Source organism: Variovorax sp. LjRoot290 (assembly GCF_964253985.1).
In the GTDB taxonomy this organism is placed as follows: domain Bacteria; phylum Pseudomonadota; class Gammaproteobacteria; order Burkholderiales; family Burkholderiaceae_C; genus Variovorax.
Map to the genome: position 1 here is coordinate 1,101,024 of NZ_CAXURW020000001.1, position 21,810 is coordinate 1,122,833.

Here is a 21,810-nt window from a genome sequence, read left to right on the forward strand (position 1 = left end):
CGGCCGCGCGACCCTGCTCGGCGATGCCGCGCATCCGATGGTTCATATCAGGACCTGGCGCAGGGCGCCTGCATGGCCTGCGAGGATGCCGTCACGCTGGCGCTCGCGCTGCGGCGCGAAGGCGGCGACTGGGGCCGCGCGCTGGTGCTCTACGAGCGCTCGCGCGTCGCGCGCACGGCACGCGTGGTGCTGTCGGCGCGCGAGATGGGCCGCATCTACCACGCCAAGGGCGTCGAGCGTCTGGTGCGCAAAGAGAAGTGGAAGGGCCGGCCGCAGGAGCGCTTCTACGACGCGCTCGAGTGGCTCTACGGCTGGACGGCCGGCACCTGCCTGGCGGACGATTGACGCTCGCTCACTCGGCCGCTGGGCCGTTCTTCCGACGCGCGCTCGCCACCGCGCTGCCGCGAATGCCTTCGATGCGCTGCACCTCGGCCATGTAGGCATCGCTGTTGCGCGCCTGCCGGTAGGCGGCCATGCGGCGCGCGTACTCGGGGCCGGCCGCGTCGGGGCTGTCGATGCGTGCATAGTCGCCCAGGCCGGCCTTGTTGTAGAGGCTCAGGTCGGCCAGCACTTCGGCGCGGCTCATCGCGCCGACGGCGACGGCGGCGGTGGCTGGCGTGCCGACCCACTGTTCCTGCGGCGTCCGCGCCACGCTCATCGAGCGCTGCAGCTCGGCCGTGACCTCGCTGCGGCTCATCGTGCTGCCGGTGGTCGCGATCGGCGCGCCGACCCAGGCTTCGGCCGGCACGGTCTGGGCCGACGCGACGCCGGCGAGAAGAAGGGCGGAGATGCCCAGGAGTTGCTTGGCTTGCATGATCGAGAGTCCTTTCACTGCTGCAGGTGGGCTGCGGGGATCGCTGCCACCATGGAATGCAGTGTGGATTCCGGCTGCGTTTCGGGCTGTGCGTTTGCGCACGCTTTATTCAAGGTGCGGGTCGTGGCACGTGCAGCACCGCGAGCGGCTCCGAGCGGCCGCGCACCGTCACCATCTCCGGCTCGCCCAGCGTGTCGGCGATGCCGGCCTGCTCGGCCGCGAAGACGGAGATCACGAGCCGGGTCTCGGCCACCTTGGACTGGTCCTGCAATCGGCTCGCCGTGTTGACCACTTCGCCGACCGCGGTGAAGGTGGTGGTTTCCAGATAGCCCACCTCGCCCACGGCCGCGCGGCCCGCGTGCAGGCCCATGCCGAAATCGAGGCGCTGGCCGAACTGCGATTCGAAGCCGGCGCTCCATGCGTCCATGCGTTCGCCGATCAGCTCGGCCGCGCGCATGGCCTGGCGGCATGCGGTCGGCAGGTCGACATCCAGTCCGAAGATCGCCATCACGCTGTCGCCGATGAACTGGTTCGGCACGCCGCCGCTCTCGCGCACCGCGGCGCCGACGATCGCGAAATAGCGGTCGAGCACATACACCAGGTCGAAGGGCCATTGCCGCTCCGACAGGCCCGACCAGCGGCGCAGATCGACGAAGAGGATGGCGACGTCGTGCTCCCGGCCCAGGCGGCCGGGCTGGGCGCCGGCGCCGGCGCGGGGCGCGAACAGGGGCGTCACCGCCAGATCGCCGTGCGGGCGAAGCTGGCATGCCAGCCGCACGTCATCCGGCGCGCGCACCCGCTCCAGCGTGCGGCGCTCGTCGTGGCCCGGCGCTTCGGCATGCGCGGCCGGCCCGAGCACGCGCACGCGGCAGGTGGAGCAGCGCGCGCGTCCGCCGCAGACCGACAGGTGGGCGATGCCGTGCGCGCGGCTGGCTTCGAGCACGCTCCAGCCAAGCGGGACGCGGACCGTGCGGTCCGGGTAGCGCAGCTCGATCGATGCCTTGCGCGGCCGCCGTTCGTACCAGGCGCGCAGCTGGCGCGCAGCGAGCAGGGCCAGCAGCGCCAGCGCATAGAACCACTTGACGTCCTGCTCCGTCGCGTCGAGCGCTGCTCTCTGCACTGCCGTCGGCATCTGGGTCGGCAGCGTGCCGGTCCATTGCAGTTCGCGGCCCATCGCGAAGAAGCCGAGGGCAGCGAGCACCGGCAGCAGCACGGCCGCGGCAAAGAGCAGATGGAAATGCCGCCGGTAGGCCGGGCGGACGCGCAGCGCCAAGTGCAGCCCGAGGCAGCCGTGCGTCCACGCGGCCAGCATCATGGCCAGCTGGAAGCTCGCAGCGCCCGGACTCCAGAGGCCGCGGATCACGCGGGCGTAGGAAGCGTCGATCGCGAAGGCCTCGTAGGCCCAGCGCATCGCCGTCAGATGTGCGGCCAGCAGCAGCGGCAGCGCGAAACCGAGCAGCAGCCGCACGGCCTCCATGGGCGGCATGCGCAGGCTGCGCCGTTCCCACAGTGCCACCGCGGCCAGCACCACGTGCACCGCCGCCGCACCGTACAGCAGCACGCTGCCCGCGACGCCGTGCCAGAAGGTAGAGATGGCCTGCAGCGCAGCTTCGGCGGTCGCCAGCGAAACGAGGCCCAGCGCATGGTTGCTCAGGTGCGCCGCCACGTAGCCCATCAGGACCACGCCGCTCGCCCATCGGAGATTGCGCCGCGAGGGAAAGCGCAAGCGGGTCGGGGAACGGCTGTCCATGGTCGGGCTCCAAGCGGCACCCGAGCATAATGCCCGCCCCGGCCGACCCTGCATGACCCCTTCCCCTCACCGCTCCAGCCTCGCGCTGCGGAAGATCCCGCTGTTCGAAGGCCTGTCCGACCGCCGCCTCGAGCTGCTCGCCCAGGCCTGCCGCTGGCACAGCGTGGCGGCGCGCAAGCCGCTCCTGTTGCGCACGCAGGACGATGGCGAGGTCTACTTCCTGGTGTCGGGGCGTGCCCGCATCACGACCTACTCGGCCAATGGGCGGCAGGTCACTTTCCGCGACTGCGGCGAAGGCGAGCACTTCGGCGATATCGCCGCTATCGACGGCGGACCGCGCTCGGCCGATGTGCTGACGCTGGAGCCCTGTGTCGTCGCCAGCCTCGACCGGACAGCCTTCATGAGGCTGCTGCGCGAGGAGCCGCTGGTAGCCGAGCGTGTGATGCGCCGACTGACTCAGCTGGTGCGGCAGCTGTCCGAGCGCGTCATCGACCTCAGCACGCTCGGCGTGCAGAACCGCCTGCATGCCGAGCTGCTGCGCATGGCGCGCGCGGCCGGCATCGCCGGCAACCGGGCGCGCCTGGAACCGGCGCCGCGCCACGCCGAGCTGGCCAGCCAGATCAGCACCAACCGCGAACAGGTCACGCGCGAGCTCAATGTGCTGGTGCGCGAGGGCCTGCTGGCGAAAGAAGGCCGGGCCCTGATCGTGACCGATGCCGAGCGCCTGGCCCGCATGGTGGCCGAGGTGCGCGGCGAGCCAGGCTGATCGACCGTCTCAGTTGAAGCGACCGGTTGCGCCGCCCACGCTCAAGCGGCCCGCGCCCAGCAGCGCGACGGCCAGGGCGCCGGCCAGGTAGAGGCCCTGCAGTTCGAGCGCCCAGCCGCCGCCCTGTTTGGCCAGCGCGAACAGGCCGCTCATGTGCACCAGGCCGATCGCGACCACCATGTTGAAAGCGACGATGCCGGCCGCGGCGCGCGTCCAGAAGCCGGCGAGCATCAGGAGCGGCGCCAGCACCTCGCCCACATAGACTCCGTAGCCGATGCCGCCGGGCAGGCCGGCGCGTTCCAGCGCGCCGATGACGAAGCCCGGTCCGCTCGTGAGCTTGTTGATGCCGTGCAGCAGCACGAGCAGCGCGATCGATGCGCGCAGCAGGAACTTGCCCGCGTCCTCGCGCAGCGCGCCGATGGAGGTTGGCGCGGCCATCAGGGCCTGGGTATTCATTCAGCGATCCTTTGATGAGACGTAAAGACCGTCGAGTCTGCGGATGCCGGCAGCGCGAGTCGGTGCGTTTACGCACATTTTTTGGAGGAAGGCGGCGGCCGCCGCATCCTGCTACGCTCGGCGCACCCGCCTGCACGGCGCGGCCGCTCGCCTTTCTCTTTCCCATGGCTCTCCCCATCATCACCGACCCGCATTTCTATGCGGTCGCCGTTCCTGCCGTGCTGATGCTCGGCGTCAGCAAGAGCGGCTTCGGCGCCGGCTTCGGTTCGCTGGCGGTGCCCCTCCTGGCCCTGGCCGTCACGGTGCCGCAGGCGGCAGCGATCCTGATGCCGGTGCTGCTGCTGATGGACCTGCTGGGGCTCGCCGCCTTCCGCCGCGACTTCGACCGCTCGCTGCTGCGCTTCCTGATTCCCTTCGGCCTCGTGGGCACGGTGGTCGGCACCTTGCTGTTCCGCGTGCTGCCGGCGCACACGGTGGCCGGCATCGTCGGCATCTTCACGCTGCTCTTCCTGGCGCAGCGCCTGCTGTTCCCGCCGCGCTCGGACGATCCGCCGCCGTCGAAGACGGCCGGGGCAGTGCTGACGGCCATCGGCGGCTTCACCAGCTTCATCGCTCATGCGGGCGGACCGCCGGTCAATGCCTATGTGCTTCCATTGCGGCTCACGCCGGTGGCCTATACCGCGACGCTGGCCTATTTCTTCTTCGTGGTGAATCTGAGCAAGTGGATTCCCTACGCGTGGCTCGGCCTGCTCGACTGGCGCAACATGGCGACTTCGCTGGTGCTGCTGCCGCTCGCGCCGTTTGGCGTGTGGCTCGGCGTCCGGATCGCACGCCGCATCGATGCCGTCTGGTTTTACCGTTTCGTCTACCTCGGCATGCTGCTGACCGGACTCAAATTGAGCTGGGACGGATTCCTCTCGTGACACGTATTTGACATATGCCCGCGCGGCCGTGTAATGCAAAGCTCTACGATTGCCGCGGTCCCTTGGCGTGTGCAGAATTTCGGGATGTCCGAACAGATGACGACGCCCGCCAAGCTCGAAGATTCCGAGCTGCAAAGCCTTGCTGCCGAGTGGCGCATCCGCGCCATGCAAGGAGACCAGCTTGCGCATCGCATGGCCCAGGCGCTCGAAGCCGAGCAGCGTCGCCGCATTCGCGACACCGGCCTGCAGCCGCTGCCGCCGGCCCGTTCTTCCGCCGCCGCGCCGTGGTGGAAGTTCTGGTAATCGACGCCAACGTTTTTTTGACTCGCCATGGACTTTGCGATCGTCCTCGCCTTGCTCAGCCTCTTTGGCGCGACCCTTCTTTCCAACGTTCTGGCGCGCCGGCGCGAAAAAGCCCTGGAGTTCGATCCCTTGACGAGCGAGGCGCGCGAACTGCTGCTGCGGGAACGCGCCGCGCCCGTTCCGCTGTGCCCCACGCTCTCGCCCGAACACTGGGCGCGTATCGAAGCCACGCAACCTTCATGGCGGCGGCAGGTGTTCGAGGCGGCGCGGGCGCGCTACTTCGAGGCGCGCAACGCTTTTTCCCGCAACGACATCGACGGCGAGCTCTACTACCCGAATCCCGCTGTGGTCGCCGGTGCGGCGCACCAGGTGCTGGTGCTCACGGAACGCTTCTAGTGGTAGATCTTCTGCAATAGGCGGATCAGCGTCTCGCGCTCGCGCGTCGTGAGGCGCGCGCTGGCATCCGCCTCCAGTTCGACCACCGTCCGCTCCGCGTCGCGCACCAGGGAAACGCCCGCCGGCGTCAGATGCAGGCCGATCGCGCGGCCATCGTGCGGATGGGGGCGCCGCTCGATCAGGCCGCGGCTGTCCATCGCCGAGATCAGGCTCACCAGGTTCGGCGGCAGGATGTCGAGCGTGGCGCACAGCTGGCGCGAGGTGGCGCCCGGGTTGTGCGCGAGCAGCGAGAGCACCGAGAAGTCCACCTGCTTGAGACCGTAGGCCGCCATGCGCTCCGCGAACACCGTGCTCACGGCCAGCCAGGCGCGCCGCGCGTTGTAGCCGACCAGGGCTTCGAGCACGCGGGTATCGAGTTGGTCGGCGCGCGGTGGCGCAACGGCGACGGCGGAAGCGGATTTCTTGCGGGAGACTGCCATGGTCGGAGGGTAACTGGCTTGGGCGGGTCGCGCATCTGGCGAGCGTCGCTCAGGTGCCAGCTTGCGTGACGGCCTCGCAGGCGCGCTTGACGATGCCCAGGCGCATCTCGAATTCGGGCAGCACCCAGCGGCGGAACGCCGCGGCGGGTTTCGACCAGCGTAGCTCGCCCGGCGCTGCCCGCTCGACGCGCGCCCAGGCCCAGGCCAGCATGGCCAGCATCACGACCCGCAGGTAGTCGTCGGCCACTTCATAGGGCAGCGCGGCATCGGTGCCGGCTGCCATGACGACCGTGGTGCCGAGGTAGCGCAGCTGCGCGAGCCGGCGCTGCACCTCGGCCTCGATCTCGCGCGAGGCATCGAGCTCGTCGCGCAGTTCGATCAGGAGCGCCGACATGCCGGCGCCGTCGTCGGGCAGCACTTTGCGCACCAGCAGGTCGATGGCCTGGATCTCGTTGGTGCCCTCGTAGATCATGGTCACGCGCGCATCGCGCAGCACCTGCTCGATGCCCCACTCGCGCACATAGCCATGGCCGCCGAAGACCTGCAGGCATTCGCTGGCGCCCTGAAAAGCCTGCTGCGTGCAGGCTGCCTTGAGCACCGGCGTGACCAGCGCGCACCAGCGTTGCGCCCGTTCCTGCGCCTTGGCATCGGCGTCGTGCCGGGCGATGTCGAGCTGCAGCGCGGTGCGGTAGGCGAGGAGCCGCGCGCCATCGATCCAGGCGCGCTGCGTGTCGAGGATGCGGCGCATCGCCGGATGCTCGGCGATCAGGTCGGCCGGCCCAGAGCCGCGGCTCGCAGGTGCCGGCCCGGGTGCGCGCATCTGGCGCCGCTCGTGCGCGTAGGCCTCGGCCTTCTGCCAGGCCGCGTCGAGCAGGCCGATGCCCTGCAGCGCCACATGCAGCCGCGCCGCGTTCATCATCACGAACATCGCGGCCAGCCCGCGGTTCGGCTCGCCGATCAGCCAGCCGGTGGCGTCGTCGAAGCGCATGACGCAGGTCGGACTGCCGTGCAGCCCCATCTTTTCCTCGATGCGCTCGCAGTGCACCGCGTTGCGCGTGCCGTCGGGCAGCACCTTGGGCACCAGCACCAGCGACAAGCCCTTGGGCCCGGCCGGCGCATCCGGCAGCCGGCACAGCACCAGGTGGACGATGTTCTCCGTGAGATCGTGCTCGCCGCCCGAGATGAAGATCTTGCCGCCGGCCACGCGATGGCTGCCGTCGGGCTGCGCCACCGCGCGCGTGCGCACCTGGCCCAGATCGCTGCCGGCATGGGCCTCGGTCAGGCACATGGTTGCGAGCCATTCGCCGCTCGCGATCTTCGAGAGGTAGCGCTGTTTCAGTTCTTCGCTGCCGTGGTGCTTGAGGCATTCGTAGGCGCCATGCAGCAGGCCGGGCGCCATCGTGAGGCCGTGGTTGGCCGCGCTGAGCCATTCGAACAGGATCGCTTCGAGCACGGCGGGCAAGCCCTGGCCGCCGTCTTCGGTTGCCGCCGAGAGCGCGAGCCAACCGCCCTGGCTCAAGCTTCGGTAGGCCTCGCGAAAACCGGGTGGCGTGCGCACCTCGCCGTCGACGAAATGGCAGCCCGCTTCGTCGCCCGTGCGGTTGACCGGCGCGATGACCTCGGCGACGAACTTGCCGGCTTCGTCGAGCACCTGCGCCTGCAATGCGTCGTCGAACTCGGCAAAGGGCGCGAGTGCGCGCAGGCGCGGGGTCGCGTCGAGCACGGCTTCCAGCAGGAAGCGGACTTCATCGGGGCGGGGCTGGTAGGTCATCATCGGCAGGCGAAGCTGGCCGCGCTTTCGGGATCGCCGCCGGTGTAGGCCGCGACACGCGGATAGGGGCACAGCGGCCGGGTTCGGCGGGCCGACCAGTCGGCAGGCAGCTCGGCGTTGACCGCGTTGGCGCCCGGGCCGCGCGCAGCGGCGATCACCGATTGCGGCGCCTGGCCCTGCTCGACCCAGCCCACGAGCGCGCTCAGCATGTCGAACTGGTCGGTGGCCGGGCCGCCAGAGCAATGGTTCATGCCCGGCACCGGAAAGTAGCGCGCGAAGGACGAGGCATCGCCCCGGTTGGCGGCCTGCAGGCGCTCGTACCAGGCGGCGGTGTCGTCCGACGAGAACACCGGATCGCTGGTGCCGTGGTAGACGACCATCCTGGCGCCGCGGTCGCGCAGCGCGCTCAGGTTCGCGGCATCCGGCGGCGCCATGAAGGCCATGGCCGAGTCGCGGTAGATGCCACTGGTGGCCTCGATCAGCGGCGCGTCGCGGTCCATGTCGAAGCCCAGCGCGAAGGGCAGGCCGCCCGGCCGGTCGGCCAGCGGCGGCGTGCTGAAGATCAAGGCCACCGCGCCGGCATCGCGCGTCGGCGGGCTCGCGAATTTCCACTCGCGCCAGTTGCTGCCGGCGATGCCGGCGTCGAAGGGGAAGCTGCTGTAGATCGTCCGGCCGCTGCTGTTGCGTGCGCCGGCGAAGACGTTGGCGAGCGCGCTCTTCTGGGCCGGGGCGAGGCAGCTGCCGTCGCGCGCGCCGGTGCAGGTGGGCACGTCGGCGTCGAGCCGGAAGCGCGCCTGGCAGGCCTTCACGTCCGAGACGATGCCGTCCGCCAGCCCGTCGAGGGCATCGCAGCGCGCCAGCACGCGCCGGGCCACCAGCTGCATCTCCGCGGGCGTGAAGGCGCTCTGGAGATCGGGCTGTCCGGCCGGCGTGGAGGCGCCCGCCGCCTTGGCGTATTGCTGGGCGCCGTAGAGCTGCGCCACGGCCGCCTTCGGCAGGTTGAAACCGGGGTTGCCGGCCAGGATGCCGTCGTACTGGCCGGGCGACCGGGCCGCCGCCACCATCGCATGCCGGCCGCCGTTGGAGCAGCCGCCGATGTACGAACGGTCCGGGCCGCGGCCGTAGGCCTGCGCGATCAGGTACTTGGCCATCGGCGTGAGTTGCGCGACCGCGTTGTAGCCGTAGTCCAGGCGCGCCTGCGGATCGATGCCGAAGCGCGGCCCCAGCGAACCCGCGTGGCCGGCATCGGAACTGATGACGGCGAAGCCCATCTGCAAGGCGCTGCCGACCGGCCCACCGCCGCCGATGCCGCCCACGGCCGGTACCACCGCGCCGTCGAGCCCGCCGTTGGCCTGGTAGAAGAAGCGGCCGTTCCACGCCAGCGGCAGCCGCATCTCGAAGCCGATGGCGTAGCTGTTGCCGTCGACTGTGCTCACGCGTTCGTTCATGCGGCCTTGCACCAGGCAATGGGCCGGCGCTGCAAGGCGCGCATTGCCGACGGCGACGGTGCCGGCGGGTACTTCGACGGCGCTCGTGTAGACCGTATCCGGGCGCGCGGCCTTCGCCGCGAGGTCGGTGCACGACAGCAGCGGCCCCGGGCGGGCGGCGCCGAGCCTGGGGGCGTGGGCACCGGGGCCTGCCGAGGTGCAGGCGACGAGCACCGCGACCGCGCCCAGCGCGGTCCAGCAGGCCGTTTTCATCGTCAGGACTCTGCGGTGAAGCCGACCTTCTTGACCAATGGGCCCCAGCGCTCGAACTCGATGTTCTGCGAGCGGGCCATCTCCTCGACGGTGGAGCCCTGGGCGATCAGGCCGACCACCGCCAGGCTGTCGATGACGGACTTGTCCTTGATCGCGGCGTTGATGGACGCGTTGGCGGCGGCGATCACCGAGGCCGGCGTCTTGGCCGGCGCGTAGAAGCCGAACCACTCTTCGGTGGTCAGTTCCGGAAAGCCCTGTTCGGCCAGGGTCGGGACCTCGGGCGAGAACGGCGAGCGCGCCTTGCCGGAGGTGGCGATCAGGCGCAGCTTGCCGGCCTTGTGGTTGGCGATGAAGTCGCCGCTGGGCGTGATCATCGAAGCGATCTGGCCGCCCACCACGTCGGTCACGCCGGGGATGGAGCCGCGGTAGGGCACGTGCTTGAGCTCGACGCCGTTGTTGATGCCCAAGAGCGCGCCGATGAAGTGCGGCGTCGAGCCGGCCGCCGGCGAGCCATAGCTCGCGTCATTGGGGTTGGCCTTGGCCCAGGCCAGGAAATCCTTCACCGTCTTGACGTTGGCCGGCACCAGCGGGCCGACCGCCAGGCCGTGGTGCATCACCGCGGCGATCGACACCGGCGCGAGGTCCTTGACCGGGTCGTAGCTCAGCTTCTTGTAGATGTGCGGGTAGATCGAGGTGCAGGAGAAGGGCGTGAGCGCCAGCACGCTGCCGTCGGCCGGCGCCGCCTTGAGCAGCTCCAGCGCGATGCGTCCGCCCGCGCCGGGCTTGTTCTCGACCACGGCCGCGTTGCGGGTGTAGGAAGAGCCGGCCAGCTTCTCGCCGACGCGGCGCGCCACGCTGTCGCCGGCGCTGCCGGCCGGGAAGCCGTAGAGGATCTTGACCTGCTCGATGGTCTGGGCCAGCGCGGCCAGTGGGTGCAGGGCAGCGAGTGCGGCTGCGCCGCCCAGGGTCTTGATGAGATGGCGTCGGGTGCTCATGGCATGTCTCCTTGTCTTCGCGAAATTCAGCGCGGCGCCATGCGCAGCGCGCCGTCCAGGCGAATGACTTCGCCGTTGAGGTGGCCGTTGGCGACGATATGGCAGGCCAGCTCGGCGAACTCCGAGGGCTTGCCCAGGCGCGGCGGGAAGGGGATCGATGCGGCCAGCGATTGCTGGATCGCTTCGGGCAGTTCCTTCAACAGCGGCGTCGCGAACAGGCCCGGCGCGATGGTGCACACGCGGATGCCGTGCTGCGCGAGGTCGCGCGCCATCGGCAGCGTCATGCCCACCAGGCCACTCTTCGAGGCGCTGTAGGCCTGCTGGCCGACCTGGCCGTCGAAGGCCGCGACCGAGGCGGTGAAGAGCATCACGCCGCGTTCGCCGCCTTCGAGCGGATCGAGCTTTGCGCACTGCGCCGCATAGAGGCGGCTGATGTTGTAGGTGCCGACCAGGTTGACGTTGACCACGCGCACGAAGTCTTCGAGCGGCGCCGCGTTGCCGTCCTTGCCGACGATGCGCTTGGCGCTGCCGATGCCGGCCACGTTCATGAGGATGCGCGCGGGGCCGTGCGCGGCCGCGGCCTTGTCGAGTGCGGCGTTGACGCTGTCGGTGTTGGTGATGTCGCAGGCGCAGGCGATGCCGCCGATCTCGGCCGCGACCTTTTCGGCCAGCGCGGTGTTGACGTCCAGCACGGCGACCCTTGCGCCCAGGCGCGCGAGTTCGCGCGCGGTGGCCTCGCCCAGGCCCGATGCGCCGCCGGTAACGAGCGCGGCTTGTCCTTGGATGTTCATGCTTTGTCTCCTTGGGGTTTCAACGTGAAGGGCAAGGTGCCGGCGTGCAGCGCATCCACCGTGTCGGCGCGGTGCTTGAGCACGGAGCGCTGGTTGATCGAACCCTTGTCGGTGACCTCGCCCTTGTCGATCGAGGGCGGCTCGAAAACCAGGGCGAGGCGCGCGATGCGGTTGGCGCTGCCGGTGGCGCTTTTCGCGAGCTCGTCGACGACGCGCTGGAAATGCGCCTGCACCGACGCGCTCTGGACCACCTCGCGCATCGGCGCATCGGGGCCGAGGCCGGCGAGCTGGCGCACCTTCGGCGTCGAGAAGATCAAGGCGCCAACCTCCTTGAGGTTGAGTCCGGTCAGCACCGCATCCTGCACGTACGGCGCGCCGGCCGCGATGATTTTCGCGCGCAGCGGGCCGACGCTCACGAAGGTGCCGGTCGCGAGCTTGAAGTCCTCCGCGATGCGGCCGTCGAAGCGCAGGCCGCGGTGGATGTTGTTGTCGTCGATCCACTTCACCGCGTCGCCGGTGCAGAAGAAGCCCTCTTCGTCGAAGGCCTCGGTCGTGGCCGCGGGCGAACGCCAGTAGCCCGGCGTGATGTTGGGGCCGCGGTAGCGGACCTCAGTCTTGCCGTCGACCTCGATCAGCTTGATCTCGATGCCCGGCGCCGGCAGGCCCAGGTCGCCCGACTTCACCTCGGGGCCGGTGACATAGAGCGCGAAGGGGCCGGATTCGGTCATGCCCAGGCCGGTGCCCATCACGATGCGTTCGCCGACCTCGGCCTCCTGCGTCTTGTGCAGGCTGTCCCAGATGGGCTGCGAGAGCGCGGCGCCCGAGTAGAAGAACATCTTCACGCGCGACAGCAGGTTGCGGCGCAGCACCGCGTCGGTCTCCATCGCCTGCGCGATGGCCTCGAAGCCGGTCGGCACGTTGAAGTAGATGGTGGGCGCGATCTCGCGCAGGTTGCGCAGGGTCTCGGCCATGCCGGCGGGCGTGGGCTTGCCGTCGTCGATGTAGAGCGAGCCGCCGTTGTCGAGCACGATGCCGACGTTGTGGTTGCCGCCGAAGGTGTGGTTCCAGGGCAGCCAGTCGATGAGCACGGGCGGCTCTTCGCCGAGCGCGGGGATCGACTGCCGCAGCTGCTGCTGGTTGGCGCACCACATGCGGTGCGTGTTGATCACGGCCTTGGGCAGCTTGGTCGAGCCCGAGGTGAAGAGGAACTTGGTGATGGTGTCGGGGCCGGTGGCCCGCAGCGCGGCATCGACGGCGGGCGTCGCGGACGTCGCGGCCAGCTGTTCGAAGGAGGTGGTCTTGCGCCCCTCCAGCGTGCCCTCGTCGAGCACGACCTCGACATCGGCCGGCACCGCGGCAGCGATCGCCTTGCCGAAGCGCGCGGCGTCGGCCGCGAACACCAGGCCGGGCGTCAGCGTGCCCAGCACGTGGCGCAGCTTCTCGAAGTCCTGGCTCACGAGCGAATAGGGCGGCGACACCGAGCAGTGCGGCACGCCGGCATGAAGGCAGCCGAGCGCCATCAGCGCGTGCTCGATGCCGTTCTCGCTCAGGATCGCGACCGGGCGCTCGGGGCCGAGGCCGCGGTCGAGCAGGGCTTGCGCGATGCTGCGTGCCTTCCGGAGTGCCTCGGCGTAGCTCACGCGGATCCAGTCGCCGGTGCTGCCGTCGGGCAGGCGTTCGCGGCGCGCGATGAAGGTGCGTTCCGGTGCCGCCTCGGCCCAGTGCAGCAGGCGGTCGGTCATGCGCTCGCAGTAGGGCGCCAGCGGCGTCTCGGCCTGCAGGTAGCGGGTGCCCGGCGCGCCCTCGCGCACCACGGCGCGCGTCACGCCGAAGGCAAGCGGGCGGTAGCGGACAGCGCTCATTCCTTGCTCACCTTGTTCGCACGGCCTTCGAGGAAGTCGCGCACGCGTTCCTTGGCCTCGGGCGCGCTCTGGGCGATGCCGGCCATCAGCGCTTCGGTGAAGAAGCCGTGGTCGGCCGGCTGCTCGGCGATGCGCGGCAGCGCGTGCATCAGCGCATAGTTGGTCAGCGGCGCATTGGTGGCGACGCGCGTCGCCAGCTCGATCGCTTTTTCCAGGGCCCGGCCTTCGGCGACCAGGTACTGCGCGAAGCCGGCGCGCTCGCCGTCCTCGGCGTTGTAGACACGGCCGGTCATCATCATGTCGGTCATGCGGGCGGCGCCGATCAGCTTCGGGATCCGCACCGAGCCGCCGCCGCCGACGAAGATGCCGCGCGAGCCTTCGGGCAGCGCATAGAAGGTGGTGGTGTCGGCCACGCGGATGTGGCAGGCGCTCGCGAGCTCGAGCCCGCCGCCGACCACCGCGCCGTGCAGCGCCGCGATCACCGGCACCGGGCCGTACTGCACGAGGTCGAGCGCCGCGTGCCACAGCCGCGAATGGTGCAGGCCCTGGCCGGCGTCGCGCTCCTTCAGCTCGGCGAGGTCGAGGCCGGCACAGAAGTGCGGGCCGTCGCCGTCGATCACCGCGGCGCGCACGGTGGAAGGCAGGTTCTGGAAGGTGTCGCGCAGCGCGAGGATCAGCGCGTCGGAGAGCGCATTGCGCTTGGTTGCGCGTGTCAGGCGGATGATCGCGATGTCGTCGCGGATTTCGAGTTGAAGGTCGGCAGGATAGGTCATGGTTGCGCTCCGGAGCATGATCGATTATGGTTATGGAAAATAACTAATTCAAGCTGCACTTCGCCTTTGGGCACTGGTATTTACCCGCATCGGAGACAAGACCATGGACCATCAGAACCTGATCGCCATCGACACCCACACGCATGCCGAAGTGAGCTGCTGGAACCCCTTCGACAATTACGGCGAGGAATACGACCGCGCGGCCGACAAGTACTTCCGGTCGAGCCGGCGCCCGACCATCCAGGAAAGCATCGACTACTACCGTGAAAGAAAGATCGGTTTGGTGATGTTCATGGTCGACGCGGAGTCGAACCTGGGCCGGCGCCGCATCCCGAACGAGGAGATCGCCGAGGCGGCGCAGAAGAACAGCGACATCATGATCGCCTTCGCCAGCATCGATCCGCACAAGGGAAAGATGGGCGCGCGCGAGGCGCGGCGGCTGGTCGAGGAGCACGGCGTCAAGGGCTTCAAGTTCCATCCGACGGTGCAGGGCTACCACCCCTACGACAAGATGGCCTGGCCGATCTACGAGGTGATCAACGAGTACGGCCTGCCGGCCGTGTTCCACACCGGCCACAGCGGCATCGGCTCGGGCATGCGCTGCGGCGGCGGGCTGCGCCTGGAATACAGCAACCCGATGCACCTGGACGACGTCGCGATCGACTTCCCCGACATGCAGATCGTGATGGCCCACCCCAGCTTCCCCTGGCAGGACGAGGCGCTCAGCGTGGCGACACACAAGCCCAACGTCTGGATCGATCTCTCGGGCTGGAGCCCCAAGTACTTTCCGAAGCAGCTGGTGCAGTACGCCAACACGCTGCTGAAGGACCGCATCCTGTTCGGCAGCGACTATCCGCTGATCACGCCGGATCGCTGGATGAAGGATTTCGAGGAGGCCGGCTTCAAGCCCGAAGTGATGCCCGGCATCCTCAAGGGCAACGCGGTGCGGCTGCTGAAGCTCGACCAGTAGCAGGTCTCAAGGGACCTGTTCTTCCTCTTCAGCGGCCAGGTCCCAGTCGCGGCCCGAACGCTTCTTGCGCTCCTCGCGCTCGCGTGCCAGCTGCTCCTGGAACTGCTGGCGGCCCTCCTTGGAGACCGCGATCAGCTTGGCGCGGTCCTTGTAGTGCGGGTAGATCTCGTACATCAGCTGGATGTTGCGGCGGCGAAAGCGCATCGCGGCCTCGCGCGCCTCGTGCGCCGGCCAGCCCAGCCCTTCGAGCACCGAGCGCGCGCTGCGCAGCGAAGACTCGAACAGCTCGCGCTCGATCGACTCCACGCCGCGGTCGAGCAGCTGGAACAGGTGGCCGACGTTGCGTGCCCGCGCCACGATGCGCGCGTTCGGGAAATGCTCGCGCGCGAGGTCGACGATGGTCAGCGACTGCTCGATGTCGTCGACCGCCACCACCAGCACGCGGGCGGTGCCGGCGCCGGCGGTGCGCAGCAGGTCGAGCCGGGTCGCATCGCCGTAGAAGACGCGGAAGCCGAGCTCGCGCAGGCTCTCGATGGTGTCGGGGTCGTGGTCGAGCACGGTGAGCGTCAGGCCTTGCGCGCTCAGCATGCGCCCGAGAATCTGGCCATAGCGGCCGAAGCCGCAGATCAGCACCTTGGCGTCCTGCTGCTCGGAGATTTCGTCCATCGAAACCGGGCCTTGCGCGCTGTAGCGCGGCAGCACCCACTTGTCGAGCGCCACCAGCAGGAGCGGCGAGATCAGCATCGAGAGCGCGACCGCGCCGATCAGGAAGGAGGCGACGCCCGGCGGCAGCACGTTGGGCCCGGCCGCCTGGAACACGACGAAGGCGAACTCGCCGCCCTGCGCGAGCAGCAGCGTGAACACCGGTCGTTCCTGGTAGGGCACGCCCATCAGCTTGGCCAGCGTGTAGATCACGACGAACTTGAACAGCATGAAGCCGGCCACCACCAGCGCCATCAGCCCCGGCTGGGCGATCAGCACGCCGAAGTCGATGCTCATGCCGACCGCGATGAAGAACAGGCCGAGCAGGAGGCCCTTGAAGGGTTCGATGTCGGTCTCGAGCTCGCGCCGGTATTCGCTTTCCGCCAGCAGCACGCCGGCGAGGAAGGCGCCCAGGGCCATCGACAGGCCGACGAACTGCATCAGCGCCGCGATCGCCACCACCAGCAGCAGCGAGGCGGCGGTGAAGATCTCGGGCGTGTTGCTGCGCGCGATCCAGCGCAGGATCGGCCGCACCGCGAGCCTGCCGCCGAGCACGATGCCCCCGACGACCGCGACGATCTTCAGGCCCTCGAGCGCACGGTCGGCGCCGGTGATGGCCGGGCCGGTGTCGGAGCCGACCGCCAGCAGGGGGAGCAGCGCGAGGATCGGGATCGCGGCCACGTCCTGGAACAGCAGGATCGAGAAGCCGGCCTGCCCGCTCGCGGTCGGCAGCAGGTTGCGCTCGCCCAGCACCTGGAGCGCGATCGCGGTCGAGGACAGCGCGAGCCCTAGCGCCGCGACCAGCGCCACGCGCCAGCTCGCGCCGGCCGCCCAGCCAACCAGGAACAGCACGACAGCGCAGGCCAGCACCTGGGCCGAGCCCCAGCCGAAGATCGGCCGGCGCAGGCTCCACAGACGCTTGGGCTCCAGTTCCAGACCGACCAGGAACAGCATCAGCACCACGCCGAACTCGGCGAAGTGCAGGATGTCCACCACGTTGCTGACCAGGCCCAGCCCCCAGGGGCCGATGAAGATGCCGGCCGCCAGGTAGCCGATGATCGCGCCGAGGCCGAGCGCTTTCGACAGCGGCACCACGAGTACCGCGGCGCCCAGATAGATCAGGGAATTGACGAGCCAGGCCGGTGCATGTTCCATGCTCAGGCCTCTTCGTGTTCGTGCGGCCTGTCGGTGGCAGGCACCACGCAGCTGGGGCATCCCTCCATGTCTTCCAGCTCGGGCCAGTTCGGATAGGACGAGAGTCGCTCCGTAAAGACTTCGACGTGCGCCAGCAGCTCTTCCTGGGTGGCCCTGCGCGCGCCGTGGAACAGCAACGGCGGCAGGAATCGCATGCCGCACAGCGCGGCGGTCTGCTCGTAGGGCGGCAGGAAGGCGTCGAAGAAGTAGCGGTTGTAGCTCTGCGGGTGGTAGCTGTGCTCCGGCCCGCCGGTGGTCGCGACCAGCCAGCAGTCCTTGCCTTCCAGCGCCGACCCGCCGCCGCCGTAGGCCCAGCCGTAGCTCAGCACCTCGTCGAACCAGAGCTTCTGCAGCGGCGGCATCGAGTACCACTGGATCGGATGCAGCAACACCAGCAGGTCGGCGCGGGCCAGGCGGGCCTGCTCGGCCTCGACGTCGATCGCGTAGTCGGGATAGCTGGCATAGAGGTCGTTGGCGTCGACGCCGGGCACCTCGCGGGCCGCCTTGAGCAAGGCGAGGTTAGCGCGCGAATCGCGCCAGTGCGGATGGGCGGCGAGCAGATAGATGCTGGGTGGGGGGCTTCCCGGGCCTGTTGTTGTCATCATAGGCGCCGAACATAGCGCACTCCGCGCGCGGCTACCATGGCGCCTGTCTTTCGCATCCTAGGAGCCTGTCATGCCGGTGGTCCTGGTCGCCAATCCCAAGGGCGGGGTCGGCAAATCCACGCTCGCAACCAATATTGCGGGCTATTTCGCGAGCCGCGGCCATGCGGTGATGCTGGGCGACATCGACCGCCAGCAGTCGTCCAGGCTCTGGCTCGGCCTGCGCACGCCGCAGGCGCGCGAGATCAGGACCTGGGAGGCGTCGGACGACGGCAACGTGGTACGGCCCCCGCGCGGCACCACGCATGCCGTGATCGACACGCCCGCCGGTCTGCACGGTGCGCGCTTCAAGGACGTGGTGGCGGTGGCCGACAAGGTGCTGGTGCCGCTGCAGCCGAGCATCTTCGACATCTACGCGACGCGCGACTTCCTCGACAAGCTGCTGGCGCACCGCCATGCCGACAAGACAAAGATCGGCCTCGTCGGCATGCGCGTCGACGCGCGCACGCTGGCGGCCGATCGCCTGCGCGAATTCGTCGCCGGGCTCGGCGTGCCGGTGCTGGGCGAGCTGCGCGACACGCAGAACTACGTGCAGCTGGCGGCGCGCGGGCTCACGCTGTTCGACATCGCGCCGGGGCGCGTGCAGCGCGACCTCGAGCAGTGGGGGCCGATCCGCCAGTGGCTCGATTCATAAGCTCTCCCCCAGGCTTGCCCACTTCGTGTGGTCGCCAACCCCCTCACCGGGGGCAACACCAACGGCCCGGCAAAGCCGGTTCCGCGGTGTTTCCCGAATGGGGCGCCGTTGTCACGCCAGCTACAGCGGTTGCGGCGCCGGCCGGATAGAGTGAAGCGCATGAAAAAAACGTTCCAGACCCTTCAGGATCTTGCCGCCTGCGTTGGCCAGGAAGTCGCCGTGAGCGACTGGATCACCGTCACGCAGGAGCAGGTCAACCAGTTCGCGGAGGCGACCGGCGACCACCAGTGGATCCATGTGGATGTCGAGCGGGCCAAGGCCGGCCCCTTCGGCGGGCCGATCGCGCACGGCTTCCTGACCCTGTCGATGCTGCCGCGTTTCTATGAAACGGCCTTCGAGGTGGTCGAGTCGCGCATGGGCGTGAACTACGGGCTCAACCGGGTGCGCTTCATGACGCCGGTGCCCGTCGGCGGGCGCCTGCGCGGGCGCATGAAGCTGCTGAGTGCCGAGCCGATTCCGGATGATGGTCTACAGATGGTCTGGGAGGCCACGATCGAGCTCGAAGGTGCGCCCAAGCCCGCCTGCGTCGCCGAATCGGTGGTGCGCCGCTTCCGCTGAGCGGCGGCTTTTTCTCGGCGAAGCGAATCCGCCGGCCCGGCCGGCACGTAGGGTTCGCATGGACCGATTGCTTTCCATGCGCGTCTTCCAGCGCGTGATCGACGAAGGTGGTTTTGCGGCGGCCGCGCGGGCATTGGAGCTCTCGCCGGCGGCGGTCACCCGGCTGATCGGCGATCTCGAGGCGCATCTGGGCGCGCGCCTGATGCAGCGCAGCACACGCAGCATCCACCTCACCGAGGCGGGCGCGGGCTATTTGGAAAGCTTGCGCACGATCCTGCGCGGCATCGACGACGCCGAGGCCGCCGCGGCGGGCAGCACGCGCGAGCTGCGGGGCACGCTGCACATCCTCTCGACGCCGGCGCTCGCCACCCATCTGCTGGCGCCGCGCATTGCCTCGTGGCGTGCGCTGCATCCGAAGCTGACGCTGGACATCGCCGTCGACCCTTTTCCGCGACAACGGGTCGAATCCGCCGACCTGAGCCTGCTGTTGCTGGAGGATGGTGCCGATCCGAATCTGGTCGTGAGGCCGCTGGCCCGCACCGACATGATCCTGTGCGCGGCGCCCGCCTACTTGCAGCGCGCAGGGACGCCGGCGCGGCCGGAAGACCTGGAGGGCCATGCCTACCTTCGCTTTCCGGGGGCGCGGCTTCGTCTGCAGGCGCGCGAGGGATCGGCAGTGCCGGTCGAAGTCGACATGCCCGTCGCGCTGCAATCGGCCAGCCTCGAACTGCTCTGTCAGGCCGCGATGGCAGGCGCGGGCATTGCGGCGCTGGCGAAGGTGTTGGTGGCGTCGCAGCTGGCCAGCGGCGCGCTGGTGCCGGTGCTGCCCGAGTGGACCGCCGGCCGCTTCACGATCTGCGCGGCGCTGCCCAGCCGCAAGTTGATGCCGGCGCGCACCCGGGCCTTCCTCGACTTTCTGGGCGAGCCGCTTTCGGCCCGGTGTCTGCCGGCCTGAGTAGAAGCCGGCCGCACCGCTCAGGCAAATCCGTTCTGCCGCCAAGCCTCGAAGACCGTCACCGCCACCGCGTTCGACAGGTTCAGGCTGCGCTGGCCCTCGCGCATCGGCAGGCGCAGGAGCTGCGGCGGCGCAAAGCTTTCGCGCAGTTCGGGCGCCAGGCCGCGCGTCTCCGATCCGAAAACCAGCCAGTCGCCGGGGCGGAAGGCGACGTCGTGGACCGCGCGCGTGCCCCGCGTCGTGAGCGCGAACAGGCGATCGGGCGCCGGCCGCTCGGCATCGAGCAGCATCTGCCAGCTCGCGTGGTGCCGGACTTCGGCGTATTCGTGATAGTCGAGCCCGGCGCGCCGCAGCAGCCGGTCGTCCATCGAGAAGCCGAGCGGCTCGACCAGGTGCAGGGTGCAGCCGGTATTGGCGGCGAGCCGGATCACGTTGCCGGTGTTGGGCGGGATTTCGGGCTCGACCAGGACGATGTGGAACATGGGGCGATTGTGCTCAGGTCGACGCCGGGCCGCCCCAAGACGACCTGCGGCCTCCTCGGGGGGGCAGCGAGGACACGCAGTGCCGAGCGTGGGGGCCTATCCTGCGGGGGGATCCGTTCGTGCCAATACGACGGCGGTGATGTGCGCGGCGCCCGCCGTTCGCAGCACCTCCGAGGCCGCGAACAGCGACGCGCCGCTCGTCATCACGTCGTCCACCAGCACGATGCGCCGCCCCTGCACGGCCACTGCGCGCAGCGGTTCGAGCGCGAAAGCGCCGCGCAGGTTGCGCAGCCGCTCCGCCCGCGTCAGGCCGCTTTGCGCGGTCGTCTCCCGGGTGCGCAGCAGCAAGGTCGCGTCGACCTTGCGCGGCGCCAGCCGGCGTGCCGGCTCGTGCGCCTGGTGAATCCGCGCTCGCGCAGCCGTGCCGGCGCCAGCGGAATCGGGAGCACCAGGTCGGCCTGCTCGATCGCCGGCTCGACCCAGGGTGCGCTGCGCAGCAGCGTCGAGAACGGTGCGGCCCAGCCTGCGTCGCCGCGGAACTTGAACTGCGCGATGCATTCCGGCCACGGCCAGTGATAGGCGCAAGCCGTCAGGCAGGCGTCGAGCGGCGGCGGGTGCAAGACGCAGTCGCCGCACTGCGCGACGCCGGCCGGCATCGGCAGCGCACAGGTGGCGCAGCGCGAAACGGGTGGAGCGAAGCGCGTCACGCAGCCGTCGCACACCGGCCGCGAGGGCCAGGCGCGGCACACAGCGCACTGGCTCGGCAGGCGCTCGAGCAACGCGGAGAAAGGACGTTCGATCCACGGCTTGAACATGGCTCAATATACTGAGCGCCCCATGGACACCGACCCCGCGCAGCGCCCGCCGACCATCGACGCCACGGCGGCCGCACGCTGGAGCCGGCTCGCGCCGGCCTCGGGTTCGCCGTGGCTGCACGAAGAAATCGGCCGCCGCATGGAAGACCGGCTGCAATGGATCAAGGCAAGGCCGCGCAGCTGGGCCGACTGGGCGCCGTTGCACGGCGGCCTGGAGGTGCACTCGCAGGTCGTGCGCCGCTATCGCGATGCCAAGTCCTTCGTGATCGAGCCGGAAGCGGCGCTCGTACCTGCCACCGGCCAGGCGCTGGCGGCACCCTGGTGGAGCGCGCGGCGCTGGCAGGGCGCGCGGCCGAGCTTTGATCCGCCGCCCGAAGAGGGCGTCGACCTGCTGTGGGCCAACATGGCGCTGCACATGGCGGCCGATCCGCAGGCCCTGATCGCGCGCTGGCACCGCCTGGTGGCGACCGACGGCTTCCTGATGTTCTCCTGCTTCGGGCCAGACACCCTGCGCGAATTGCGCGTGCTGCATGAGCGCTTCGGCTGGCCCCCGCCCAGCCACGAGTTCACCGACATGCACGACTGGGGCGACATGCTCGTGGGCGCCGGCTTCGCCGAGCCCGTGATGGACATGGAGCGCATCATGCTCACCTGGCCCACCGCCGAGGCGGCGCTCGCCGAGCTGCGCACGCTCGGGCGCAACCTTCATCCGGCGCGTTTCCCCGGGCTGCGCGGCAAGGCCTGGCATCGGACGCTGTGCCGGGCGCTGCCCGATTTCGCGCTCTCCGCGGAAGGCGCCGGCCGGATCGCGCTGACTTTCGAGATCATCTACGGCCATGCCTTCAAACCCGCGCCGCGGGTGGCGCTGGCGGCCGAAAGCGCGGTCTCGCTGCGCGAGATGCGCTCCATGCTCCAGCGCGGCCGTCCGGGCGGCTGAGCCGCGCTTGCTCGACCCGCTACAATCCGGCGCTGCGTGAACTCCCGGGTATTGTCCCGTGA

Annotated in this window: 23 protein-coding genes and 1 pseudogene; 10 read left to right on the forward strand and 14 right to left on the reverse strand. The window is 69.7% G+C overall.

Annotation, left to right across the window (positions count from 1 at the left end; all coding sequences use genetic code 11):
* Positions 1-72: 72 nt before the first annotated feature.
* Positions 73-345 carry a hypothetical protein gene (locus ACSQ9A_RS05550; protein ID WP_436302956.1) on the forward strand — a complete coding sequence of 91 codons (273 nt, stop codon included), beginning with the start codon at positions 73-75 and terminating at the stop codon, positions 343-345.
* Between the two features lie 7 nt (positions 346-352).
* Here ACSQ9A_RS05550 and ACSQ9A_RS05555 read toward each other — a convergent pair whose 3' ends face one another.
* Both ACSQ9A_RS05555 and ACSQ9A_RS05560 read right to left on the reverse strand, forming a co-directional pair.
* The gene (locus tag ACSQ9A_RS05555; RefSeq protein ID WP_436302957.1) at positions 353-814 is read right to left on the reverse strand and encodes a hypothetical protein; all 462 of its coding nucleotides are present in this window, start codon (positions 812-814) and stop codon (positions 353-355) included.
* Positions 815-923: 109 nt separating this feature from the next.
* Positions 924-2,564: an adenylate/guanylate cyclase domain-containing protein gene (locus ACSQ9A_RS05560; protein WP_436302958.1), complete on the reverse strand. Its 1,641-nt coding sequence runs from the start codon at positions 2,562-2,564 to the stop codon at positions 924-926.
* A 52-nt stretch (positions 2,565-2,616) separates the two neighbouring features.
* Here ACSQ9A_RS05560 and ACSQ9A_RS05565 point away from each other — a divergent pair, with 52 nt between their 5' ends.
* Positions 2,617-3,330 (forward strand): Crp/Fnr family transcriptional regulator, encoded by a 714-nt coding sequence (locus ACSQ9A_RS05565; protein ID WP_436302959.1) that lies wholly within the window; start codon positions 2,617-2,619, stop codon positions 3,328-3,330.
* Between the two features lie 9 nt (positions 3,331-3,339).
* Here ACSQ9A_RS05565 and ACSQ9A_RS05570 read toward each other — a convergent pair whose 3' ends face one another.
* Positions 3,340-3,786 carry a DoxX family protein gene (locus tag ACSQ9A_RS05570; RefSeq protein WP_436302960.1) on the reverse strand — a complete coding sequence of 149 codons (447 nt, stop codon included), beginning with the start codon at positions 3,784-3,786 and terminating at the stop codon, positions 3,340-3,342.
* A 164-nt stretch (positions 3,787-3,950) separates the two neighbouring features.
* Here ACSQ9A_RS05570 and ACSQ9A_RS05575 point away from each other — a divergent pair, with 164 nt between their 5' ends.
* From ACSQ9A_RS05575 to ACSQ9A_RS05585, 3 genes are all read left to right on the forward strand, one after another.
* Positions 3,951-4,709: a sulfite exporter TauE/SafE family protein gene (locus ACSQ9A_RS05575; RefSeq protein WP_093111528.1), complete on the forward strand. Its 759-nt coding sequence runs from the start codon at positions 3,951-3,953 to the stop codon at positions 4,707-4,709.
* An 84-nt stretch (positions 4,710-4,793) separates the two neighbouring features.
* Positions 4,794-5,012: a hypothetical protein gene (locus tag ACSQ9A_RS05580; protein WP_093111630.1), complete on the forward strand. Its 219-nt coding sequence runs from the start codon at positions 4,794-4,796 to the stop codon at positions 5,010-5,012.
* A 27-nt stretch (positions 5,013-5,039) separates the two neighbouring features.
* Entirely contained in the window at positions 5,040-5,408 is a 369-nt protein-coding gene (locus ACSQ9A_RS05585; RefSeq protein WP_436302961.1) for a hypothetical protein, read from the forward strand.
* Here ACSQ9A_RS05585 and ACSQ9A_RS05590 read toward each other — a convergent pair.
* From ACSQ9A_RS05590 to ACSQ9A_RS05620, 7 genes are read right to left on the reverse strand one after another with little or no spacing between them, the layout of a single operon-like run.
* The gene (locus ACSQ9A_RS05590) at positions 5,405-5,887 is read right to left on the reverse strand and encodes a MarR family winged helix-turn-helix transcriptional regulator (protein ID WP_093111524.1); all 483 of its coding nucleotides are present in this window, start codon (positions 5,885-5,887) and stop codon (positions 5,405-5,407) included. The two genes, ACSQ9A_RS05585 and ACSQ9A_RS05590, sit on opposite strands and share 4 nt — an antisense overlap.
* Before the next feature lie 49 nt (positions 5,888-5,936).
* A complete protein-coding gene (locus ACSQ9A_RS05595) occupies positions 5,937-7,658 on the reverse strand; it encodes an acyl-CoA dehydrogenase family protein (protein ID WP_436306259.1) in 1,722 nt (573 codons plus the stop codon).
* Positions 7,658-9,358, reverse strand: coding sequence for a tannase/feruloyl esterase family alpha/beta hydrolase (locus ACSQ9A_RS05600; RefSeq protein WP_436302962.1), 1,701 nt, complete (start codon positions 9,356-9,358; stop codon positions 7,658-7,660). The genes ACSQ9A_RS05595 and ACSQ9A_RS05600 overlap by 1 nt, the downstream gene beginning before the upstream one ends.
* Before the next feature lie 2 nt (positions 9,359-9,360).
* On the reverse strand, positions 9,361-10,353 hold the full coding sequence (locus ACSQ9A_RS05605) for a Bug family tripartite tricarboxylate transporter substrate binding protein (protein ID WP_436302963.1): 993 nt from the start codon (positions 10,351-10,353) through the stop codon (positions 9,361-9,363).
* Between the two features lie 26 nt (positions 10,354-10,379).
* The gene (locus ACSQ9A_RS05610; protein ID WP_436302964.1) at positions 10,380-11,144 is read right to left on the reverse strand and encodes an SDR family NAD(P)-dependent oxidoreductase; all 765 of its coding nucleotides are present in this window, start codon (positions 11,142-11,144) and stop codon (positions 10,380-10,382) included.
* Positions 11,141-13,006, reverse strand: a complete 1,866-nt coding sequence (locus tag ACSQ9A_RS05615; protein ID WP_436302965.1) for a feruloyl-CoA synthase — start codon at positions 13,004-13,006, stop codon at positions 11,141-11,143. The genes ACSQ9A_RS05610 and ACSQ9A_RS05615 overlap by 4 nt, the downstream gene beginning before the upstream one ends.
* A complete protein-coding gene (locus ACSQ9A_RS05620) occupies positions 13,003-13,779 on the reverse strand; it encodes a crotonase/enoyl-CoA hydratase family protein (protein WP_093109071.1) in 777 nt (258 codons plus the stop codon). Before ACSQ9A_RS05620 ends, ACSQ9A_RS05615 begins: the two co-directional genes overlap by 4 nt.
* A gap of 103 nt (positions 13,780-13,882) precedes the next feature.
* On the opposite strand from ACSQ9A_RS05620, the gene ACSQ9A_RS05625 reads away from it, so the two are divergent.
* A complete protein-coding gene (locus ACSQ9A_RS05625; RefSeq protein WP_436293935.1) occupies positions 13,883-14,749 on the forward strand; it encodes an amidohydrolase family protein in 867 nt (288 codons plus the stop codon).
* Between the two features lie 6 nt (positions 14,750-14,755).
* Here ACSQ9A_RS05625 and kefC read toward each other — a convergent pair whose 3' ends face one another.
* Both kefC and ACSQ9A_RS05635 read right to left on the reverse strand, forming a co-directional pair.
* Positions 14,756-16,606 carry a glutathione-regulated potassium-efflux system protein KefC gene (gene kefC / locus ACSQ9A_RS05630; RefSeq protein ID WP_436302966.1) on the reverse strand — a complete coding sequence of 617 codons (1,851 nt, stop codon included), beginning with the start codon at positions 16,604-16,606 and terminating at the stop codon, positions 14,756-14,758.
* A gap of 2 nt (positions 16,607-16,608) precedes the next feature.
* A complete protein-coding gene (locus tag ACSQ9A_RS05635; RefSeq protein WP_436302967.1) occupies positions 16,609-17,250 on the reverse strand; it encodes an NAD(P)H-dependent oxidoreductase in 642 nt (213 codons plus the stop codon).
* A gap of 70 nt (positions 17,251-17,320) precedes the next feature.
* On the opposite strand from ACSQ9A_RS05635, the gene ACSQ9A_RS05640 reads away from it, so the two are divergent.
* From ACSQ9A_RS05640 to ACSQ9A_RS05650, 3 genes are all read left to right on the forward strand, one after another.
* Complete coding sequence (locus ACSQ9A_RS05640) at positions 17,321-17,941, forward strand: ParA family protein (protein ID WP_436302968.1); 621 nt, start codon at positions 17,321-17,323, stop codon at positions 17,939-17,941.
* A gap of 159 nt (positions 17,942-18,100) precedes the next feature.
* Positions 18,101-18,559, forward strand: a complete 459-nt coding sequence (locus tag ACSQ9A_RS05645; RefSeq protein WP_436302969.1) for a MaoC family dehydratase — start codon at positions 18,101-18,103, stop codon at positions 18,557-18,559.
* A gap of 58 nt (positions 18,560-18,617) precedes the next feature.
* Complete coding sequence (locus ACSQ9A_RS05650; protein ID WP_436302970.1) at positions 18,618-19,514, forward strand: LysR family transcriptional regulator; 897 nt, start codon at positions 18,618-18,620, stop codon at positions 19,512-19,514.
* 20 nt (positions 19,515-19,534) lie between these two features.
* Here the strand turns inward: ACSQ9A_RS05650 and trmL are convergent, their stop codons facing one another.
* Both trmL and ACSQ9A_RS05660 read right to left on the reverse strand, forming a co-directional pair.
* A complete protein-coding gene (gene trmL, locus ACSQ9A_RS05655; protein WP_436302971.1) occupies positions 19,535-19,996 on the reverse strand; it encodes a tRNA (uridine(34)/cytosine(34)/5-carboxymethylaminomethyluridine(34)-2'-O)-methyltransferase TrmL in 462 nt (153 codons plus the stop codon).
* 96 nt (positions 19,997-20,092) lie between these two features.
* Positions 20,093-20,811, reverse strand: a pseudogene (locus ACSQ9A_RS05660) (ComF family protein).
* Positions 20,812-20,833: 22 nt separating this feature from the next.
* On the opposite strand from ACSQ9A_RS05660, the gene ACSQ9A_RS05665 reads away from it, so the two are divergent.
* A complete protein-coding gene (locus tag ACSQ9A_RS05665; RefSeq protein WP_093109063.1) occupies positions 20,834-21,748 on the forward strand; it encodes a biotin synthase in 915 nt (304 codons plus the stop codon).
* Positions 21,749-21,810: the final 62 nt, after the last annotated feature.

What these genes read in the sequence shown, in the direction of transcription:
- ACSQ9A_RS05550 (WP_436302956.1), top strand. Translation starts at nt 73, where the DNA reads ATGGCCTGCGAGGATGCCGTCACGCTGGCGCTCGCGCTGCGGCGCGAA.
- ACSQ9A_RS05555 (WP_436302957.1), bottom strand. Translation starts at nt 814, where the DNA reads ATGCAAGCCAAGCAACTCCTGGGCATCTCCGCCCTTCTTCTCGCCGGC.
- ACSQ9A_RS05560 (WP_436302958.1), bottom strand. Translation starts at nt 2,564, where the DNA reads ATGGACAGCCGTTCCCCGACCCGCTTGCGCTTTCCCTCGCGGCGCAAT.
- ACSQ9A_RS05565 (WP_436302959.1), top strand. Translation starts at nt 2,617, where the DNA reads ATGACCCCTTCCCCTCACCGCTCCAGCCTCGCGCTGCGGAAGATCCCG.
- ACSQ9A_RS05570 (WP_436302960.1), bottom strand. Translation starts at nt 3,786, where the DNA reads ATGAATACCCAGGCCCTGATGGCCGCGCCAACCTCCATCGGCGCGCTG.
- ACSQ9A_RS05575 (WP_093111528.1), top strand. Translation starts at nt 3,951, where the DNA reads ATGGCTCTCCCCATCATCACCGACCCGCATTTCTATGCGGTCGCCGTT.
- ACSQ9A_RS05580 (WP_093111630.1), top strand. Translation starts at nt 4,794, where the DNA reads ATGTCCGAACAGATGACGACGCCCGCCAAGCTCGAAGATTCCGAGCTG.
- ACSQ9A_RS05585 (WP_436302961.1), top strand. Translation starts at nt 5,040, where the DNA reads ATGGACTTTGCGATCGTCCTCGCCTTGCTCAGCCTCTTTGGCGCGACC.
- ACSQ9A_RS05590 (WP_093111524.1), bottom strand. Translation starts at nt 5,887, where the DNA reads ATGGCAGTCTCCCGCAAGAAATCCGCTTCCGCCGTCGCCGTTGCGCCA.
- ACSQ9A_RS05595 (WP_436306259.1), bottom strand. Translation starts at nt 7,658, where the DNA reads ATGACCTACCAGCCCCGCCCCGATGAAGTCCGCTTCCTGCTGGAAGCC.
- ACSQ9A_RS05600 (WP_436302962.1), bottom strand. Translation starts at nt 9,358, where the DNA reads ATGAAAACGGCCTGCTGGACCGCGCTGGGCGCGGTCGCGGTGCTCGTC.
- ACSQ9A_RS05605 (WP_436302963.1), bottom strand. Translation starts at nt 10,353, where the DNA reads ATGAGCACCCGACGCCATCTCATCAAGACCCTGGGCGGCGCAGCCGCA.
- ACSQ9A_RS05610 (WP_436302964.1), bottom strand. Translation starts at nt 11,144, where the DNA reads ATGAACATCCAAGGACAAGCCGCGCTCGTTACCGGCGGCGCATCGGGC.
- ACSQ9A_RS05615 (WP_436302965.1), bottom strand. Translation starts at nt 13,006, where the DNA reads ATGAGCGCTGTCCGCTACCGCCCGCTTGCCTTCGGCGTGACGCGCGCC.
- ACSQ9A_RS05620 (WP_093109071.1), bottom strand. Translation starts at nt 13,779, where the DNA reads ATGACCTATCCTGCCGACCTTCAACTCGAAATCCGCGACGACATCGCG.
- ACSQ9A_RS05625 (WP_436293935.1), top strand. Translation starts at nt 13,883, where the DNA reads ATGGACCATCAGAACCTGATCGCCATCGACACCCACACGCATGCCGAA.
- kefC (WP_436302966.1), bottom strand. Translation starts at nt 16,606, where the DNA reads ATGGAACATGCACCGGCCTGGCTCGTCAATTCCCTGATCTATCTGGGC.
- ACSQ9A_RS05635 (WP_436302967.1), bottom strand. Translation starts at nt 17,250, where the DNA reads ATGATGACAACAACAGGCCCGGGAAGCCCCCCACCCAGCATCTATCTG.
- ACSQ9A_RS05640 (WP_436302968.1), top strand. Translation starts at nt 17,321, where the DNA reads ATGCCGGTGGTCCTGGTCGCCAATCCCAAGGGCGGGGTCGGCAAATCC.
- ACSQ9A_RS05645 (WP_436302969.1), top strand. Translation starts at nt 18,101, where the DNA reads ATGAAAAAAACGTTCCAGACCCTTCAGGATCTTGCCGCCTGCGTTGGC.
- ACSQ9A_RS05650 (WP_436302970.1), top strand. Translation starts at nt 18,618, where the DNA reads ATGGACCGATTGCTTTCCATGCGCGTCTTCCAGCGCGTGATCGACGAA.
- trmL (WP_436302971.1), bottom strand. Translation starts at nt 19,996, where the DNA reads ATGTTCCACATCGTCCTGGTCGAGCCCGAAATCCCGCCCAACACCGGC.
- ACSQ9A_RS05665 (WP_093109063.1), top strand. Translation starts at nt 20,834, where the DNA reads ATGGACACCGACCCCGCGCAGCGCCCGCCGACCATCGACGCCACGGCG.